This window comes from Roseovarius sp. MBR-79 (genome assembly GCF_053628555.1).
In genome coordinates, this window is sequence record NZ_JBRJGP010000001.1 from 36,605 (window position 1) to 52,035 (window position 15,431).

Consider the following 15,431-nt stretch of genomic DNA (forward strand, 5'->3'; position numbering starts at 1 on the left):
GATCGCCCGCCAGGCCCCGCGCAGCCGTCGCCCGCTTGCGTGACCCGCGCAGATAAGGCTATGGATATTCATGCAGATCTACCTTCCCATCGCCGAGGTATCGGTCAACGCCTTCCTGCTTCTGGGACTTGGCGGAATCGTGGGAATTCTGTCGGGCATGTTCGGCGTCGGCGGCGGCTTTCTGATGACGCCGCTGCTCTTTTTCATCGGCATCCCGCCCGCCGTCGCCGTGGCGACCGAGGCCAATCAGATCGTGGCCTCGTCATTCTCGGGCGTGCTGGCGCATCTGAGGCGCAAGACAGTCGATCTGAGGATGGGCACGGTGCTGCTTGTCGGCGGGCTGATCGGGGCCGCGATCGGTGTGGTCATCTTCAACTACCTGAAATCCCTGGGTCAGGTCGATCTTCTGGTCAAGCTCTGCTATGTCGTCTTTCTGGGTGTGATCGGCGCGATGATGTTCGTCGAGAGCCTGCGCGCGATCCGCCAGACCCGGCGCGGCGTGGCCCCCAAGCGCAAGAAACACGGTTGGGTGCATCGCCTGCCGCTCAAGATGCGGTTCCGAACCTCGGGCCTTTATATCTCGATCATTCCGCCGATGATCGTGGGCGTGAGCGTGGGCATCCTGGCCGCGATCATGGGGGTGGGCGGTGGCTTTGTCATGGTCCCGGCCATGATCTATATCCTTGGGATGCCGACAAAGGTGGTCGTGGGCACCTCGCTTTTCCAGATCATTTTCGTGACCGCCTTTACCACCTTGCTGCACGCCACGACCAACTTCACCGTCGATATCGCGCTTGCGGTCCTGCTGCTCGTCGGCGGGGTGATCGGGGCCCAGATCGGGGCGATGATCGGCACGCGGCTGCGGGCAGAGCAGTTGCGCATTCTTCTGGCGATCATGGTGCTCGCGGTCTGCGGCAAGCTGGCGCTTGACCTGCTGCTGATGCCGTCAGAGCTTTATTCCATTGCTTCCGGCGCGGGCGGGGGGCACTGATGCGGCTGCTGGCGCTTGCCCTGTGCCTTGCCGCCCTCCCCCTGAAGGCAGAAGAGGTGGTTCTGGGCCTGTCGAGCGACAAGGTGGCGATCACGGCCACCTTCGAGGGGTCGGAAATCCTTGTGTTCGGCGCGGTCAAGCGCGAGGTCGCGATTCCCGATATCCCGCTCGACGTGGTGATCACCGTGGCGGGACCATCCCTGCCGGTGAGCGTGCGGCGAAAGGATCGGCGCTTCGGCATCTGGGTCAATACCGACGAGGTGCGGCTGGATGCGGCCCCGACCTTTTACGCCGTCGCCACCACCGGGCCGCTCGATCAGGTTCTGACCAATACCGAGGACCTGCGCCACCGCGTGTCGATCCCGCGCGCGATACGCTCCGTGGGCGCGGCCAGCATGGCCGAGGATGTCGAGAATTTCACCGAGGCGCTCATTCGCATCCGGCGCGGGCAGGACGCCTATCAACTCTTGGAAAACACTGTCGCTCTCGACGAGCAGACGCTGTTCCGCACCGCGATCCGGCTGCCTGCGAACCTGACCGAGGGCATCTATCCCACGCGCATCTTCCTCACGCGCGAGGGGCGGGTCGTGTCGCAATTCGAGACGGCCATCGACGTGCACAAGGTCGGGCTGGAACGCTGGCTCTTCACGCTCTCGCGCGAGCAGCCGCTGGTCTATGGCCTTCTGTCGATTGCCATCGCGATCGCGGCGGGATGGGGGGCCTCGGCGGCGTTTCAGCTGCTGCGCCGGGGTTAAGGAAATTTCAGACAGGGCCGATGGACCATTTCGGCCCGGAATTGCGCCAAAACGCGTTACCGCCAGCCCTTGACCACGGTCTGACAGAGCAGCAGCAGATCAAGACAGAGCGTGCGGCGGCGCTGATAGATCAGGTCGAGCCGCGCCTTGCGCGGCACACAGGCACGGCAGTATATGGCGTCGGTCTCGGCGGCGCTGCGGCTCTGTGCCAGCAGCCGCGCCTCATGGGCGTGATAGCGCAGGGTTGCCAGCCCGGTCAGGCCGGGACGCGAGCGCAAGACCTGCGCATAGGTCTCCGGGAAGCGGTCCACATAGCTGCGCAACGGCGGGCGCGGGCCGACAAGGCTCAGATCGCCACGGATCACGTTCCACAATTGCGGCACCTCATCAAGATGGGTCCGCCTGAGAAGATGCCCGGCGCGGGTGATGCGATGCGCCTTGTCGCCGCCCGACACGCCCTGATCTGCCTCTGCCGGAGTCATGGTGCGGAACTTGAGAAGGAAAAACCCCTCGGTCGGCGTCTTCATCCGCTCGGACCGGAAGAAGACAGGCCGCCCATCCAGCACCAGCACGGCCAGCGCGGTGAGCGCCATCACTGGCGCCAGAAGCACCCCGAGGGCCAGCGCAAAGACAAGGTCGAAGGCGCGTTTCGCAGGCGTCATGAGGCAACCGCCCGCCATTGGCGGACCATCTCGCCGGGTGTGCTGTCCTCGGGGGCAAAGGCGTGGAGCGCGGCAAGCCGGGTGCAATCGAGGGTGATGCGCTGATGCGCCGTCGGAGAGGCGGGGCGGGGCCGGCTGCTTGCCCCCGCCGCCTGTGCCAGTGCGGCCATGGTCACGGGAGCGGGGGCCGCGATGTTGAGCGCGGATGGCAACGCTCCGTCACGCAGGCACAGCGTTACCAGCACCTGCGCCAGCGTGCGCGGCCCGATATAGGAGCGCAGCGGCCCTGCGCCATCAGCGAAGACATCAAGCGTGATCTCCCCCGTCCCCCGCGCCACGTTCAGAAGCAGCGCATCCGCGCCCGCCACATTCCCGATCCGCAGCGCGCAGACCTCAAGCCCCCGGTCACGCCACGCGCGCCCCACCGCTTCCATCTCCAGCTTGGCCGCGCCATAGGCATTGGCGGGCGCGCAAGCGGTGTCCTCGGTGATATGCTCGCCCGATCCGTAAACCGCCGAAGACGAGGCCAGCAACACCCGCGTGATGCCCGCGCTTTCAGCCGCCGCAAGCGTGGCCTCGGCAAGTATCCGGTTGTGCGCCAGATCGTGGCCCGCGCCCGGCACGACCCCCGCCAGCGCCACCAGCGCCCGGAATGTCTGTCCGCTCCGCGCCTGATGGTCGATGAGTGCGCGCGACCCCTCCATCGGGTCCCACAGAAGCGCCCCCGCCGGCACCATCCGACGATATTGTGGCACGACAGGCACAGCCGAAACCGGCCAGTGCCACAACACCATCCGTCCGACCCGTCCCGATGCCCCGGTCAGAAGAACCGGCGCGCGCGCCCTGTCCGTCATGCGCCCCCTCTTTCCGGGGACATGACCCGCCCCGGCCCCTCGCGGTCTATCAATCAATGCCGCCTCTCGACAAGAGACCGCCGTCGGGACGCCACATTCGCTTGAACTGCGCAGATCGTCGTTCTACCCTCACCCTTGCAGGGGAGTCCCGCCTTGGGGACTGAGAGGCTGACAGGTGGTGACACCGGTGAGGCGACCCTTTGAACCTGATCCAGTTGATACTGGCGTAGGAAGCTCGGGAACCGCGCGCCGCATGGCGGTCTGTCTGTTCCGAAGGGGGACCCTTCCCCACGCCTCCCCGTCCACGGCTCATCTGGTGTCTTTGTAAAGCTTGGCTCGAGGAGCACCAACATGAACATCCCCACCCAGACCATCGCCCCCAGCGTGACCACCGGCCCCCTGCCCGCGTCGCGCAAGATTTACGTGGCGGGCAGCCTGCACCCCGATATCCGCGTGCCCATGCGCGAGATTTCCACCCATCCCACGGCGGGCGAGGCCCCCTTGCCGGTCTATGACAGTTCCGGCCCCTATACCGATCCCGAGGCGCAAACCGACATCGCGCGCGGCCTGCCCGCGCTGCGGCGCGGCTGGATCATGGCGCGCGGCGATGTGGCGGCCTATGAGGGCCGCCATGTGAGGCCCGAGGATAACGGCTTTGTCACCGGCGACCGGCTGGTGCCGGAATTCCCGGTGCGGGGGCAACCCCTTCGTGGCACGGGCGGTGCGGCCCCCACGCAACTGGCCTATGCGCGCGCGGGCATCATCACGCCCGAGATGGAATTCGTGGCCATCCGCGAGAATCAGTTGCGCGAGGCGGATGCGGCACCGCGCGACGGCAATGACTGGGGGGCCAGCATCCCAGACCATGTGACCCCCGAATTCGTGCGCGCCGAGATCGCGGCGGGCCGCGCCATCATCCCGGCCAATATCAACCACCCGGAACTGGAGCCGATGATCATCGGGCGCAATTTCCTTGTGAAGATCAACGCCAACATGGGCACCTCTGCCGTTACCTCCTCGATGGAGGAGGAGGTGGAAAAACTGGTCTGGGCGATCCGCTGGGGGGCGGATACGGTGATGGACCTTTCCACCGGGCGCAATATCCACAACACCCGCGACTGGATCATCCGCAATTCCCCCGTCCCCATCGGCACCGTGCCGATCTATCAGGCCTTGGAAAAGGTGAATGGCATTGCCGAAGACCTCACATGGGAAGTGTTCCGCGACACGCTGATCGAGCAGGCCGAACAGGGGGTGGATTATGTCACCATCCACGCGGGCGTGCGCCTGCACATGGTGCCGATGACGGTGAACCGGGTGACGGGGATCGTGTCGCGCGGTGGGTCGATCATGGCCAAATGGTGCCTGCATCATCACCGCGAGAGCTTTCTTTATGAGCATTTCGAGGAGATTTGCGACATCTGCCGCCAGTATGACGTGAGCTTTTCACTGGGCGACGGGCTGCGCCCCGGCTCCATTGCGGACGCCAACGATGCCGCGCAATTCGCCGAGTTGGAGACATTGGGGGAACTCACGAAAATCGCGTGGGCCAAGGAGTGCCAGGTGATGATCGAAGGCCCCGGCCATGTCGCCATGCACAAGATCAAGGAGAACATGGACAAGCAGCTTGAGTGCTGTCACGAGGCCCCGTTCTACACGCTCGGGCCACTCACCACCGATATTGCACCCGGCTATGACCACATCACCAGCGGCATCGGGGCTGCGATGATCGGCTGGTTCGGTTGTGCGATGCTCTGCTATGTCACCCCCAAGGAACATCTGGGCCTGCCCGACCGCGACGACGTGAAAACCGGCGTGATCACCTACAAGATCGCCGCCCACGCCGCCGACCTCGCCAAGGGGTTGCCGGGAGCGCAGCGGCGCGACGATGCGCTCAGCCGCGCCCGCTTCGAATTCCGTTGGGAGGATCAGTTCAACCTCTCGCTCGATCCCGAAACCGCGCGCGATTTCCATGATCAGACCTTGCCCAAAGAGGCCCACAAGGTGGCGCATTTCTGCTCGATGTGCGGGCCGAAATTCTGCTCCATGCGGATCAGCCACGACATCCGCGCCGAGGCGCAGAAAGAGGGGATGGCGGCGATGGCCGAGAAATTCCGCGAAGGCGGCGATCTTTACGTGCCCGTGGCCGAGACCGACAAAGTCTGAAACGGAAAACGCCGCCCGGTTTATCCGGGCGGCGCATCCTTGTCCCTCATCCGCGACTGGCCTCAGGCGGTCAGCGCCTGCTTTGCCTGATCGACGATGGCGTTGAACGCCGCCGGTTCGTGCACGGCGAGATCGGCCAGAACCTTGCGATCCACCTCGACCCCGGCCAGCGCCAGACCGTTGATGAAGCGCGAATAGGTCAGCCCCTCGTCATGGGCGCGCACGGCGGCGTTGATCCGCTGGATCCACAGCGCGCGGAAATTGCGCTTGCGGTTCTTGCGGTCGCGCGTGGCGTATTGGTTGGCCTTGTCGACGGCTTGAGCGGCCACCTTGAAGGTGTTCTTGCGGCGGCCATAGTAGCCCTTGGCGGCCTTGATGACTTTCTTGTGACGGGCGTGGGTGACAACCCCACCTTTGACGCGTGACATATCCTGATTCCTCCTTAACGCGCGTAGGGCATCATCGGCTTGATGATCCCCTCGTCGGCTTTGCTGAGCGTGGTGGTGCCACGCGCGTTGCGGATGAATTTATTGGTCCGCTTGATCATGCCATGGCGCTTGCCGGCCTGTGCGGCCACAATGCGGCCAGAGGCCGTCATCTTGAACCGCTTCTTGCAGCTCGACTTGGTCTTCATCTTGGGCATTTCCGGCTCCTCTTTCGGTCGGTAGAATCGCCAGCCTCGGCATGCCACATCTGGCCGGACCGGCGGAATGAGCGGGTGCTATACGCGCTCCGCCCGAAGAGTGCAAGAGGGCCTGCGCCACACCTCAACCGACCGGAGGATTGCGCCAGCAGGAGGGAGCAAAGGGGGTGACAAGCGCGCGCTCCACCAGGTCCAGCCGGTCCTGCCCGTAGAACGGATCGCCCGCCACCACATAGGTGGGCGAGCCAAAGACCGGCAGGGCAATCGCCTCGGCGGTATTGGCACGGTATATCGCCTGTATGTCCTCGCTGCGCGCGGCGCTCAGGATCGTGTCGGGATCGAGGCCGCAGCCCGCGACCAGCGGGATCAGCGTTCCGGGATCGGAAATGTCGGCATCGTCGCGCCAATGGGCCTGAAGGATGGCGTAGGAGAGCGCATCGGCCCGGTCCCCGGCGGCGATGATCGCGCCGCTGGCCAGCGAGAGCGGCGCGTCGTGATGGGTGGGGCGGTGGCGGATGATCTCGACGCCGCGCAGTTCGGACCAGCGTTCGATCTCGCGCCCGAAGAAGTAATCGACATGCCCTTGCGTGCGCGCGGCAAAGGGCAGGCCCCCCGCCGCCTCGACCACCGGAGACAGCTCGATCGGCTTGTGTTCGAGCCGCACGCCATGGGCCGCGCATATCTCATGCAGCCGCCGCGCCCCCAGCCAGGCATAGGCGGAATGGGCCGAGTAGTAATAGTGGATCACGCTCATGCCCCGAGCCTATGGCGGAGGAGAGCCGGAGGCAAGCGTGAGGATGACGGCACCCGGGGTGGCGGGGTCACGCGGGATTGTTCTGGACCGGGCGCGCGCGGGGCCTACACTGACGGCACCCGGAGGAGACCCGATGCGCGCCCTGCCCCTTTTTCTTGGCCTGCTGGCCGCCCTGCCCTCTGCCGTTGCCTCGGCGGGGTGCGCGCGCGATGCGATGCTGGTCTTTGACGGGTCGGCCTCGATGGGCGAGCTTGGCCATGACCCGACCGCGCCCACCCGCATCATGGAGGCGCGGCAGGCGGTGCAGGACGCCCTGCCCGATATCGCGCCATTGCGCCGGATCGGGCTTTTGACCTATGGGCCGGGCGGCGCAGATAGCTGTTCGGGCCTCACGCTGCACTTCGCGCCCATGGCCGGTGCCGCGGCGGCGGTGACCAGGGGGATCGACGCGCTGTCCCCCGGCGGGCTGACCCCTCTGGCGGCTTCGGTGGCAGCGGCCGCCGAGGTGCTCGGGCCCGACGGCATCGTGGTTCTCGTGACGGACGGCAATGAAACCTGCGGCGGCACGCCCTGCGCGCTTGGTGCGCGGCTGGCGGCAGAACGGCCCGGCCTTACCGTTCATGTGATCGGCTTTCGCGTGGTGCATGATCCGTTCTCGTGGAACAGCCCCGAGGCCGGGCTTTTCGACGGGCAGACCGTGGCCAAATGCCTCTCGGACGCCACGGGCGGGCTTTACGTGGCGACCGAAACGGTGGGCGAGTTGGTCGAGGCGCTACGCGTGACCCTGGGATGCGCGCTGATCGGGCAGACCGGGACAGCCCCCGTCAGGACAAAAGCGTGACCGCGCCGACCAGCTCCAGCCCGCTCAGAACCGAATCGACCGCAACCGTGGCAAGGATCATGCCCATCACCCGGCTGATGATGCTCGCCCCGGTATTGCCCAGCACCCGCCTGAGCCGCCCAGCCAGCAGCAAGAGCAGCAGCGTGATCCCGAGCACCAAAAGCAACAAACCTGCGGTCAGCGCCTGTTCGGGGATGGAATTGCGGTTGTTGTCGGTGAGGATCACGATGGCCAGCATCGCACCGGGCGAGGCGATGGCGGGAATCGCCAGCGGAAAAACCGCACCTGCCATGTGATCGCGCTCTGCCTCTTCTATTTCACGGGCGGGCTTGGCATCGCCAAAGATCATCGTCAGCGCGAACAGAAAGAGGATCATCCCGCCCGCGATCTGGAACGAGCCAAGGCGCAACCCCACCCCTTCCAGCACGAACTGCCCGCCGACAAGAAACAGCACAAGCACGGCACCCGCAACCAGCACCGCCCGCACCGCCAGCCGCCAATGCAGCGCCTCGGGGACGCTCGCGGCGACGAAATAGAAAACCGGCAAGGTTCCGATCGGGTCGATCACCACGAAAAGCGTGATGAATTCCCGGACGAGAGAGGCAACATCAACTGTGGGCATCTGCGTCTTTCACGACAGGCTCTGGTGACACACGCGCCGGGCCGGAACCAACCCGCGTTGATGTCATACAGGAAGAAAACTGCCCCGGCCATCGCTGACCGGGGCAAAAGGCATGATTGTTGCGGATACCCGCGCGCTCAGGACGGCGCGGGCCAGACGAAATCGGGGCGCAGCCCCTCATGCACGGGCCGCCCGTCATCGGGGCGCGGCACCCCGCTCGCCGGATCGTAGAAGGCATGATAGGGCGCGGGCGCGATCTGATCACCATAGCCCATGAGGTTCGGCACGATGACGCGGATGCGGCTTTGCTTGTCATCCAGCATGATCGGCGCGCCGCATTCGCCACAGGTGCAAAGCTCCAGCGGGCCGTCCGGGTTCTTGGCGTTGAACGGCTGGCGCTTCAGCCCCGCCTCGTTATCGACCACCACATCGCCGTGGCGGAAAAACACCACATGGGTGGTGTCCTGCCCGGTCACGCCCTTGCAGACGGAACAATGGCAGGTGTGGTTGTCGACCGGTTCGTGATCGGCATGGGTGTGGATATGGCTGCATCCACCGGAATATCTGGACATCGAGGCTCCTCCCTGAGCGGGCGCGGACCGGGCCGCGCGAACGCGTCGGCGGCGCGCCACCACCCCGACACCGTCAGAGGGTATCATGCCCGCCCCCGATGCGGGCAGCGCGACAAAAGACTCGCGTAATGGTATAACGTAAAGCGCCCCGGCCTGCGAGGCCGGGGCGCATTGCCACGCTGCCGGAAACTTGAAAAGTTTCCGGGACGTTATCTTTTCAAGAAAACGGCGGTCAGCCCTTTTCTTCGATGATCTGGACCAGATGCGGGATCTTGTTGACCATGCCGCGCACCGAGGGCGTATCCTCAAGCTCGCGGGTCTTGTGCATCTTGTTCAGTCCCAGACCGATCAGCGTGCGGCGCTGCACGTCCGGACGGCGGATCGGCGAGCCGATCTGCTTGACCACGATGGTTTTTGCCATGTCTCAGGTCTCCTTACGCTTCTGCCGCTTGCGCGGTCGGCGCCTCGTCACCCCGTCTCAGGATGTCGGCCACCTTCTTGCCACGCCGCTGCGCGACCATGCGCGGGCTGGTCTCCTTGTGGAGACCATTCAGCGTGGCGCGGATCATGTTGTAGGGGTTTTGCGACCCGTTCGACTTGGCGACCACGTCCTGAACGCCCAGCATCTCGAACACGGCACGCATCGGACCACCGGCGATGATGCCCGTGCCCTGCGGGGCGGTGCGCATCACGACCTTGCCCGCGCCATGGCGGCCTTCCATATCGTGATGCAGCGTGCGCCCCTCGCGGAGCGGCACGCGGATCATCGCTCGCTTGGCGGCTTCGGTGGCCTTGCGGATGGCCTCGGGGACCTCCTTGGCCTTGCCCTTGCCAAAGCCCACGCGACCCTTCTGATCGCCCACGACCACGAGCGCCGCGAACCCGAAGCGCTTGCCGCCCTTCACGGTCTTCGACACGCGGTTGATCGCGACGAGACGGTCGGCGAATTCCGGGGCTTCGTCGCGGTCGCGACGGTCGCGGCGGTTGTCTTCTCTTGCCATAACTCTCGTCTCCTCAGATCTTCAGGCCGGCGTCGCGCGCGGCATCGGCCACGGCCTTGACACGGCCATGATAGATGAACCCGCCACGGTCGAAATAGGCCTCGCTCACGCCGGCCTTCTTCGCCCGCTCGGCGATGATCTCGCCGACCTTGGCAGCCGCCTCGACGGTGCATTTGCCGACAAAGCCAAGATCCTTTTCGAGGGTCGAGGCCGAAGCCAGCGTCACGCCCTGCACATCGTCGATGAGCTGCGCACTGATATTCTTGTTGGACCGGTGAACCGAGAGGCGCACGCGCCCCGCATTCACCTGCCGCAGTTTGCTCCGAACGCGCAGGCGGCGTTTGAGGAACAGTTTTCTCTTGCTGTTTGCCATCTGTCGCGTCCTTATTTCTTCTTGCCTTCCTTCTGGAAGATAAACTCGTCCTTGTAGCGGATGCCCTTGCCCTTGTAGGGCTCGGGACGCCGCCAGTCGCGGATATTGGCCGCGACCTGTCCGACGAGCTGCTTGTCGGTGCCCTCGATCACCAGTTCGGTCTGCTTGGGCGCCGTGACGGTCACGCCGTCGGGGATCGGGAAATCCACGTCATGCGAATATCCGAGGTTGAGCCGGATCACATTGCCCTGAATCGCGGCGCGATAACCGACGCCCCGGATTTCAAGCTCCTTGCGGAACACGTCCTTGGCACCGTGCACCATGTTGGCGATGACCGTGCGGGTCAAACCCCATTGCTGGCGCGCGCGCTTGGAACTGCCGCGCGGCGTGACCGAGATGACGCCATCCGCAACGGTGATCGTCACATCGTCGGTCGCGGTGAAGGTCTTTGTGCCCTTGGGCCCCTTCACCTCGACGGTCTGGCCCGAGATCGTGGCCGAGACACCATCCGGCAGGGCCACGGGTTGTTTGCCGATACGAGACATTTGCAGCGCCTCCTCAGAATACCGTGCAGAGCACTTCGCCGCCAACATTGGCTGCGCGCGCGCTTGCATCCGACATCACACCCTTGGGGGTGGAGACAATCGACACGCCGAGGCCCTGACGGACCGACGGAATGTCACGCACGCCCAGATAGACGCGGCGACCGGGTTTGGAGACCCGCTTCATCTCGCGGATCACCGGGGTGCCCTCGAAATACTTGAGGCTGATTTCAATGGCGGAATGGCCATTTTCATCGGTGCTCATCTCGTAACCGCGGATATAGCCCTCTGCGGCCAGAACATCGAGAACGCGCACGCGCATCTTCGAGCCGGGGGTCATCACCGTGGACTTGCCGCGCATCTGGGCGTTGCGGATACGGGTGAGCATATCGCCGATAGGATCGTTCATGTCTCTGCCCTCCTTACCAGCTCGATTTCACGACACCGGGCAGTTGCCCGGCGGAACCCAGCTCGCGCAGCATGATCCGGCTGATCTTGAGCTTGCGATAATAGGCGTGCGGACGACCCGTAAGCTGGCAGCGGTTGTGCAGGCGCGTGGCCGACCCGTTGCGCGGCAATTTGGCAAGCTTGAGAGAGGCGCGGAAACGCTCTTCCATCGGCTTGGACTGATCGCTGATGATCGCCTTGAGCGCGGCGCGCTTGGCGGCGTCACGGTCCACCAGTTTCTGGCGCTTCTTCTCGCGCTCGACCATGGATTTCTTAGCCATTAATCTATCCTCCCCCGGCTCAGCTGTTGAAGGGCATGTTGAAAAGCTTCAACAGCGCCTTGGCTTCAGCGTCGGTCTGCGCCGTGGTTGTGATGATGATGTCCATCCCCCAGACTTCGTCGACCTTGTCGAAGTTGATTTCGGGGAAAACGATGTGTTCCTTGAGGCCCATGGCATAGTTGCCGCGCCCGTCGAAGGCCTTGCCCGACACACCGCGGAAGTCGCGGATGCGCGGCATGGCCACGGTGATCAGGCGATCGAGGAAATCATACATCCGGTTGCCACGCAGCGTGACCTTGGTTCCCAGCGGCATCCCTTCGCGGACACGAAATCCCGCGATCGAGTTGCGCGCAATGGTGGTCACGGCCTTCTGGCCCGCGATGGTGCTCAGGTCTTCCTGCGCCGACTTGGCTTTCTTGGAATCGCGCACCGCTTCGGAACCGCAGCCGATATTGAGCACGATCTTGTCCAGACGCGGGATCTGCATGTCGTTCTTGTAGCCGAACTCTTCTTTCAGAGCAGGCTTGATGACCTCGCGGAAATGCGTCTTGAGGCGCGGGGTATAGGTTGCGGTATCAAGCATCGATCACGTCCCCCGTGGTCTTGGCGAAACGCACCTTCTTGTCGCCTTCGATCTTGAAGCCGACGCGCGTGGGTTTGCCGTTCTTGTCGAGCATGGCGAGGTTGCTGAGGTCGATCGGCATCGCCTTGGGGATGCGGCCGCCCTGGCTCGTTTGGCTCTGGCGGGTGTGGCGAATGGCCATGTTCACGCCTTCGACCACGGCCTTGCCGGCCTTGGGATCGACGCTGGTGATCATGCCCTTCTGACCCTTGTCCTTGCCGGCAAGGACGATGACTGTGTCACCTTTTTTGAGTTTTGCGGCCATCTTACAGCACCTCCGGGGCGAGCGAGATGATCTTCATGAAGTTCTTGGCGCGCAATTCGCGCACGACCGGCCCGAAGATACGGGTGCCGACAGGCTCGCCCGCGTTGTTCAGGATCACGGCGGCGTTGCGGTCGAACTTGATGGCGGTGCCGTCTTCACGGCGGACTTCCTTGGCGGTGCGCACGACGACGGCCTTGCGCACGTCGCCCTTTTTCACGCGACCGCGCGGAATGGCCTCTTTCACCGACACCACGATGATGTCGCCGACCGAGGCATATCGACGGTGCGAACCGCCGAGAACCTTGATGCACTGAACCCGGCGCGCGCCGGAGTTGTCAGCTACATCCAGATTGGTCTGCATCTGGATCATTTGGTTTCTCCCGACCTATGGGGGGCGATGCAATGCCTTGTCCCCAGGGTTTCGATAATGTCGAAAGGCGCTGACGGCTTACGCCTCCAGCACCTCCCAGCGTTTCGTCTTGGATTTCGGCGCACATTCGATGATGCGCACCGCATCACCCTTCTTGAAGGTGTTGTTCTCGTCGTGGGCCCGGTATTTCTTGGACTTGCGGATCGTCTTCTGAAGCACGGGGTGCTTGAAGCGACGCTCGACCGAGACGGTCACGGTCTGGGCGTTGGCGTCCGAGGTGACGGTGCCTTGCAGGATACGTTTGGGCATGGGTCAGGCTCCCTGCACGGCGGCCACACGGGCCTTTTCATTGAGGATCGTCTTGACGCGGGCCGCATCGCGGCGGGCGCGGCGCATCTGGGCTGCATTCTCAAGCTGGCCGGTGGCCGCCTGGAAGCGCAGGTTGAATTGCTCTTTCTTGAGCCGGACAAGCTCGTCCCGGAGCTGATCCGGGGTCTTGTCACGCAGTTCGCTGGCGTTCATCGCCTTTTCCTTTTCTCAATACACCGGTTGGCCCCTGACGGTTGGCTCAGGGTCACCTGTTCCCCGGTGGATGGGATTTCAACACGCGAATCCCCGACAGGCGGGGCGACGCGAATTTTGTTGCTATAGAAGAGGTGCGCGCGAAGGGCAAGCGTTGAATTGCGCCCCCGCGCGAATCGGGCCGCCCGGTCAGGCCGGGCGGCGCGGGGTCTCAGCCGTTGACGCTGTCCTTGAGCGCCTTGGCGACGGTTACCTTCACCTGCTTGTCAGCGGGCTTTTTCATCTGCTCGCCGGTGGCGGGGTTGCGCACCATGCGCTCGGGGCGCTCGCGGCAATAGAACTTGCCCACGCCCGGAAGCGTGACCGCCCCGCCCGCCGCCACTTCGCGGGTGATGATCGCCACGACGGCATCGAGCGCGCCGCCGGCGGATTTCTTGTCGCTGCCCATCTCTTCCGCCAGCGCGGCCACAAGCTGGGTCTTGGTCATCGGTTTCGCCATTTTCAGGTCTCCTTCGTATCACTGCCCGTAACTGGGGCCTCGCACCGTCAATTAAACGTCATGATGTGGTCAAACACAACGTCTGGTGGGCAAAAGCAAGGGCTTTCCACTTATTTTGTGCGGTTTTTTGCCCTTTCAGAGAAAGGCCGTCTCTTCAAAGCTGCGCAATTTGCGGCTGTGGATGCGGTCCAGCGGCATCCGGCGGAGTGATTCCATGGCGCGAATCCCGATCATCAGGTGGCGTGCGACTTGCGATTTATAGAAATCCGAGGCCATGCCGGGCAGTTTCAACTCGCCCTGAAGGGGTTTGTCCGACACGCAAAGCAGCGTGCCGTAAGGCACCCGGAAGCGAAACCCGTTGGCCGCGATGGTGGCGCTTTCCATGTCCAGCGCGATGGCGCGCGACTGGCTCAGGCGCTGCACCGGCCCCGATTGGTCGCGCAATTCCCAGTTGCGGTTGTCCACGCTGGCCACGGTGCCGGTGCGCATGATCCGCTTGAGGTCGAACCCCTCAAGCTGGGTTTCCGCCGCCACCGCCTCTTGCAAGGCGATCTGGATTTCGGCCAGCGCCGGAATGGGCACCCAGGCGGGCAGGTCGGCATCGAGCACGCGATCCTCGCGCAAATAAGCATGGGCCAGCACGAAATCCCCCAACGATTGCGAATTGCGCAGCCCCGCGCAATGGCCGACCATCACCCAGGCATGGGGCCGCAGCACGGCAACATGATCGGTCGCGGTCTTGGCGTTCGACGGGCCGACTCCGATATTCACCAGCGTGATGCCGGACCCATCCGCGCGCTTGAGGTGATAGGCGGGCATCTGCGGCAGGCGCTCGGGCGCGGGCAGGGCTGCATCGGGGTCTGTGATCTCGGCATTGTCGGTGCTGACAAAGGCGGTATAGCCGCTGGCCGGATCGGCCAGCGCGCGGCGGGCGAAGGCCTCGAATTCCGAGACGTAGAACTGATAGTTCGTAAACAGCACGTAATTCTGGAAATGCGCCGGATCGGTCGCGGTGTAATGCGCGAGCCGCGCCAGCGAGTAATCCACCCGCTGCGCGGTGAAGGGCGCAAGCGGGCGCGCGCCCGTCCCCACCCATGTGCCATTGACGATGTCGTCGTTGATCGCCGCAAGGTCGGGCACGTCGAAAAGATCGCGCAGCGGGAATTCCGCCGCCCCCTCCTGCGGCACACCCGGCCCCTCGCCCGCAGCGACGGCGAAATGCACCGGCATCGCCGTGTCCGAGACCGCCACCGTCACCGGCACGCCATGGTTTTCAAGCAAGAGCGCCACTTGCTGTTCGAGATAGCCCCGAAAGAGATCGGGCCGCGTGATCGTCGCCGCATAGGTGCCGGGACCCGAGACATGGCCAAAGCTGAGCCGGCTGTCGATCTTGGCATGGCTCGTGGTGACAAGGCGTATCTCGGGGTAAAAGGCGCGCACGCGGGCGGCGGGCAAAACGCCGTGCAACGCCTCGTCAAAGCGCGCGGTGAGAAACGCCACCGCCTCGGCGTAAAGCGCACAGAGCATATCCACCGCCGGACGCGCCTCGGTAAAGCTTTGCGGTGCCCGCGCGGGCGGGCGGAGCAACGGGGGATTCATGGGGCGGTCCTTCCAGAGGAGTCGGGCGCAGGTTGACACGGGCCACAGCC

Annotated in this window: 24 protein-coding genes and 1 riboswitch; of the genes, 4 read left to right on the forward strand and 20 right to left on the reverse strand. The window is 64.4% G+C overall.

Going from position 1 to position 15,431, the window contains the following annotated elements:
- Nucleotides 1-70: 70 nt before the first annotated feature.
- Both ACSSV8_RS00195 and ACSSV8_RS00200 read left to right on the forward strand, forming a co-directional pair.
- Nucleotides 71-991, forward strand: coding sequence for a sulfite exporter TauE/SafE family protein (locus ACSSV8_RS00195; protein ID WP_354539762.1), 921 nt, complete (start codon nucleotides 71-73; stop codon nucleotides 989-991).
- Entirely contained in the window at nucleotides 988-1,746 is a 759-nt protein-coding gene (locus ACSSV8_RS00200; protein WP_454281300.1) for a TIGR02186 family protein, read from the forward strand. The genes ACSSV8_RS00195 and ACSSV8_RS00200 overlap by 4 nt, the downstream gene beginning before the upstream one ends.
- 56 nt (nucleotides 1,747-1,802) lie before the next feature.
- On the opposite strand, the gene ACSSV8_RS00205 is transcribed toward ACSSV8_RS00200, so the two are convergent.
- Nucleotides 1,803-2,408: a sugar transferase gene (locus ACSSV8_RS00205; RefSeq protein WP_454281135.1), complete on the reverse strand. Its 606-nt coding sequence runs from the start codon at nucleotides 2,406-2,408 to the stop codon at nucleotides 1,803-1,805.
- Nucleotides 2,405-3,262 carry an NAD-dependent epimerase/dehydratase family protein gene (locus ACSSV8_RS00210; protein ID WP_454281136.1) on the reverse strand — a complete coding sequence of 286 codons (858 nt, stop codon included), beginning with the start codon at nucleotides 3,260-3,262 and terminating at the stop codon, nucleotides 2,405-2,407. The genes ACSSV8_RS00205 and ACSSV8_RS00210 overlap by 4 nt, the downstream gene beginning before the upstream one ends.
- A 129-nt stretch (nucleotides 3,263-3,391) precedes the next feature.
- Nucleotides 3,392-3,512, forward strand: a riboswitch (TPP riboswitch).
- A 101-nt stretch (nucleotides 3,513-3,613) separates the two neighbouring features.
- Between ACSSV8_RS00210 and thiC the strand changes: the two genes are divergently transcribed.
- Nucleotides 3,614-5,428: a phosphomethylpyrimidine synthase ThiC gene (thiC, locus tag ACSSV8_RS00215; RefSeq protein WP_454281137.1), complete on the forward strand. Its 1,815-nt coding sequence runs from the start codon at nucleotides 3,614-3,616 to the stop codon at nucleotides 5,426-5,428.
- A 62-nt stretch (nucleotides 5,429-5,490) separates the two neighbouring features.
- Here thiC and rplT read toward each other — a convergent pair whose 3' ends face one another.
- The 3 genes from rplT to ACSSV8_RS00230 form a co-directional block, all read right to left on the reverse strand.
- A complete protein-coding gene (gene rplT / locus ACSSV8_RS00220) occupies nucleotides 5,491-5,856 on the reverse strand; it encodes a 50S ribosomal protein L20 (protein WP_454281138.1) in 366 nt (121 codons plus the stop codon).
- 14 nt (nucleotides 5,857-5,870) lie between these two features.
- Nucleotides 5,871-6,071, reverse strand: a complete 201-nt coding sequence (gene rpmI / locus ACSSV8_RS00225) for a 50S ribosomal protein L35 (RefSeq protein WP_354539756.1) — start codon at nucleotides 6,069-6,071, stop codon at nucleotides 5,871-5,873.
- A 124-nt stretch (nucleotides 6,072-6,195) separates the two neighbouring features.
- Nucleotides 6,196-6,825 (reverse strand): 2-hydroxychromene-2-carboxylate isomerase, encoded by a 630-nt coding sequence (locus tag ACSSV8_RS00230; protein WP_354539755.1) that lies wholly within the window; start codon nucleotides 6,823-6,825, stop codon nucleotides 6,196-6,198.
- Nucleotides 6,826-6,958: 133 nt separating this feature from the next.
- Between ACSSV8_RS00230 and ACSSV8_RS00235 the strand changes: the two genes are divergently transcribed.
- Nucleotides 6,959-7,666 carry a vWA domain-containing protein gene (locus ACSSV8_RS00235; protein ID WP_354539754.1) on the forward strand — a complete coding sequence of 236 codons (708 nt, stop codon included), beginning with the start codon at nucleotides 6,959-6,961 and terminating at the stop codon, nucleotides 7,664-7,666.
- On the opposite strand, the gene ACSSV8_RS00240 is transcribed toward ACSSV8_RS00235, so the two are convergent.
- The 15 genes from ACSSV8_RS00240 to ACSSV8_RS00310 all read right to left on the reverse strand — a co-directional run bounded on the left by ACSSV8_RS00240 (nucleotide 7,650) and on the right by ACSSV8_RS00310 (nucleotide 15,381).
- On the reverse strand, nucleotides 7,650-8,288 hold the full coding sequence (locus ACSSV8_RS00240; RefSeq protein ID WP_454281139.1) for a MarC family protein: 639 nt from the start codon (nucleotides 8,286-8,288) through the stop codon (nucleotides 7,650-7,652). The two genes, ACSSV8_RS00235 and ACSSV8_RS00240, sit on opposite strands and share 17 nt — an antisense overlap.
- Before the next feature lie 137 nt (nucleotides 8,289-8,425).
- A complete protein-coding gene (locus tag ACSSV8_RS00245; protein ID WP_454281140.1) occupies nucleotides 8,426-8,860 on the reverse strand; it encodes a GFA family protein in 435 nt (144 codons plus the stop codon).
- A 232-nt stretch (nucleotides 8,861-9,092) separates the two neighbouring features.
- The gene (rpmD, locus tag ACSSV8_RS00250) at nucleotides 9,093-9,281 is read right to left on the reverse strand and encodes a 50S ribosomal protein L30 (protein WP_354539751.1); all 189 of its coding nucleotides are present in this window, start codon (nucleotides 9,279-9,281) and stop codon (nucleotides 9,093-9,095) included.
- A gap of 13 nt (nucleotides 9,282-9,294) precedes the next feature.
- The gene (gene rpsE, locus ACSSV8_RS00255) at nucleotides 9,295-9,861 is read right to left on the reverse strand and encodes a 30S ribosomal protein S5 (protein ID WP_354539750.1); all 567 of its coding nucleotides are present in this window, start codon (nucleotides 9,859-9,861) and stop codon (nucleotides 9,295-9,297) included.
- A gap of 13 nt (nucleotides 9,862-9,874) precedes the next feature.
- Complete coding sequence (gene rplR, locus ACSSV8_RS00260; protein WP_354539749.1) at nucleotides 9,875-10,234, reverse strand: 50S ribosomal protein L18; 360 nt, start codon at nucleotides 10,232-10,234, stop codon at nucleotides 9,875-9,877.
- A gap of 11 nt (nucleotides 10,235-10,245) precedes the next feature.
- Nucleotides 10,246-10,779: a 50S ribosomal protein L6 gene (rplF, locus tag ACSSV8_RS00265; RefSeq protein ID WP_354539748.1), complete on the reverse strand. Its 534-nt coding sequence runs from the start codon at nucleotides 10,777-10,779 to the stop codon at nucleotides 10,246-10,248.
- Nucleotides 10,780-10,792: 13 nt separating this feature from the next.
- On the reverse strand, nucleotides 10,793-11,185 hold the full coding sequence (rpsH, locus tag ACSSV8_RS00270; RefSeq protein ID WP_454281141.1) for a 30S ribosomal protein S8: 393 nt from the start codon (nucleotides 11,183-11,185) through the stop codon (nucleotides 10,793-10,795).
- A gap of 13 nt (nucleotides 11,186-11,198) precedes the next feature.
- Entirely contained in the window at nucleotides 11,199-11,504 is a 306-nt protein-coding gene (rpsN, locus tag ACSSV8_RS00275) for a 30S ribosomal protein S14 (RefSeq protein WP_354539746.1), read from the reverse strand.
- 19 nt (nucleotides 11,505-11,523) lie between these two features.
- Nucleotides 11,524-12,087, reverse strand: a complete 564-nt coding sequence (gene rplE / locus ACSSV8_RS00280) for a 50S ribosomal protein L5 (protein ID WP_354539745.1) — start codon at nucleotides 12,085-12,087, stop codon at nucleotides 11,524-11,526.
- Entirely contained in the window at nucleotides 12,080-12,391 is a 312-nt protein-coding gene (rplX, locus tag ACSSV8_RS00285) for a 50S ribosomal protein L24 (protein ID WP_354539744.1), read from the reverse strand. The genes rplE and rplX overlap by 8 nt, the downstream gene beginning before the upstream one ends.
- A 1-nt stretch (nucleotide 12,392) precedes the next feature.
- Complete coding sequence (rplN, locus tag ACSSV8_RS00290) at nucleotides 12,393-12,761, reverse strand: 50S ribosomal protein L14 (protein WP_354539743.1); 369 nt, start codon at nucleotides 12,759-12,761, stop codon at nucleotides 12,393-12,395.
- A 78-nt stretch (nucleotides 12,762-12,839) separates the two neighbouring features.
- The gene (rpsQ, locus tag ACSSV8_RS00295; protein WP_210877704.1) at nucleotides 12,840-13,070 is read right to left on the reverse strand and encodes a 30S ribosomal protein S17; all 231 of its coding nucleotides are present in this window, start codon (nucleotides 13,068-13,070) and stop codon (nucleotides 12,840-12,842) included.
- A gap of 3 nt (nucleotides 13,071-13,073) precedes the next feature.
- On the reverse strand, nucleotides 13,074-13,283 hold the full coding sequence (gene rpmC / locus ACSSV8_RS00300; protein WP_354539742.1) for a 50S ribosomal protein L29: 210 nt from the start codon (nucleotides 13,281-13,283) through the stop codon (nucleotides 13,074-13,076).
- Nucleotides 13,284-13,494: 211 nt separating this feature from the next.
- Complete coding sequence (locus ACSSV8_RS00305) at nucleotides 13,495-13,782, reverse strand: HU family DNA-binding protein (RefSeq protein ID WP_354539741.1); 288 nt, start codon at nucleotides 13,780-13,782, stop codon at nucleotides 13,495-13,497.
- Between the two features lie 135 nt (nucleotides 13,783-13,917).
- The gene (locus ACSSV8_RS00310; RefSeq protein WP_454281142.1) at nucleotides 13,918-15,381 is read right to left on the reverse strand and encodes an AMP nucleosidase; all 1,464 of its coding nucleotides are present in this window, start codon (nucleotides 15,379-15,381) and stop codon (nucleotides 13,918-13,920) included.
- Between the last annotated feature and the right edge of the window lie 50 nt (nucleotides 15,382-15,431).

Coding starts and splice junctions, on each gene's coding strand:
- ACSSV8_RS00195 (WP_354539762.1), top strand. CDS start 71: ATGCAGATCTACCTTCCCATCGCCGAGGTATCGGTCAACGCCTTCCTG.
- ACSSV8_RS00205 (WP_454281135.1), bottom strand. CDS start 2,408: ATGACGCCTGCGAAACGCGCCTTCGACCTTGTCTTTGCGCTGGCCCTC.
- ACSSV8_RS00210 (WP_454281136.1), bottom strand. CDS start 3,262: ATGACGGACAGGGCGCGCGCGCCGGTTCTTCTGACCGGGGCATCGGGA.
- thiC (WP_454281137.1), top strand. CDS start 3,614: ATGAACATCCCCACCCAGACCATCGCCCCCAGCGTGACCACCGGCCCC.
- rplT (WP_454281138.1), bottom strand. CDS start 5,856: ATGTCACGCGTCAAAGGTGGGGTTGTCACCCACGCCCGTCACAAGAAA.
- rpmI (WP_354539756.1), bottom strand. CDS start 6,071: ATGCCCAAGATGAAGACCAAGTCGAGCTGCAAGAAGCGGTTCAAGATG.
- ACSSV8_RS00230 (WP_354539755.1), bottom strand. CDS start 6,825: ATGAGCGTGATCCACTATTACTACTCGGCCCATTCCGCCTATGCCTGG.
- ACSSV8_RS00235 (WP_354539754.1), top strand. CDS start 6,959: ATGCGCGCCCTGCCCCTTTTTCTTGGCCTGCTGGCCGCCCTGCCCTCT.
- ACSSV8_RS00240 (WP_454281139.1), bottom strand. CDS start 8,288: ATGCCCACAGTTGATGTTGCCTCTCTCGTCCGGGAATTCATCACGCTT.
- ACSSV8_RS00245 (WP_454281140.1), bottom strand. CDS start 8,860: ATGTCCAGATATTCCGGTGGATGCAGCCATATCCACACCCATGCCGAT.
- rpmD (WP_354539751.1), bottom strand. CDS start 9,281: ATGGCAAAAACCATCGTGGTCAAGCAGATCGGCTCGCCGATCCGCCGT.
- rpsE (WP_354539750.1), bottom strand. CDS start 9,861: ATGGCAAGAGAAGACAACCGCCGCGACCGTCGCGACCGCGACGAAGCC.
- rplR (WP_354539749.1), bottom strand. CDS start 10,234: ATGGCAAACAGCAAGAGAAAACTGTTCCTCAAACGCCGCCTGCGCGTT.
- rplF (WP_354539748.1), bottom strand. CDS start 10,779: ATGTCTCGTATCGGCAAACAACCCGTGGCCCTGCCGGATGGTGTCTCG.
- rpsH (WP_454281141.1), bottom strand. CDS start 11,185: ATGAACGATCCTATCGGCGATATGCTCACCCGTATCCGCAACGCCCAG.
- rpsN (WP_354539746.1), bottom strand. CDS start 11,504: ATGGCTAAGAAATCCATGGTCGAGCGCGAGAAGAAGCGCCAGAAACTG.
- rplE (WP_354539745.1), bottom strand. CDS start 12,087: ATGCTTGATACCGCAACCTATACCCCGCGCCTCAAGACGCATTTCCGC.
- rplX (WP_354539744.1), bottom strand. CDS start 12,391: ATGGCCGCAAAACTCAAAAAAGGTGACACAGTCATCGTCCTTGCCGGC.
- rplN (WP_354539743.1), bottom strand. CDS start 12,761: ATGATCCAGATGCAGACCAATCTGGATGTAGCTGACAACTCCGGCGCG.
- rpsQ (WP_210877704.1), bottom strand. CDS start 13,070: ATGCCCAAACGTATCCTGCAAGGCACCGTCACCTCGGACGCCAACGCC.
- rpmC (WP_354539742.1), bottom strand. CDS start 13,283: ATGAACGCCAGCGAACTGCGTGACAAGACCCCGGATCAGCTCCGGGAC.
- ACSSV8_RS00305 (WP_354539741.1), bottom strand. CDS start 13,782: ATGGCGAAACCGATGACCAAGACCCAGCTTGTGGCCGCGCTGGCGGAA.
- ACSSV8_RS00310 (WP_454281142.1), bottom strand. CDS start 15,381: ATGAATCCCCCGTTGCTCCGCCCGCCCGCGCGGGCACCGCAAAGCTTT.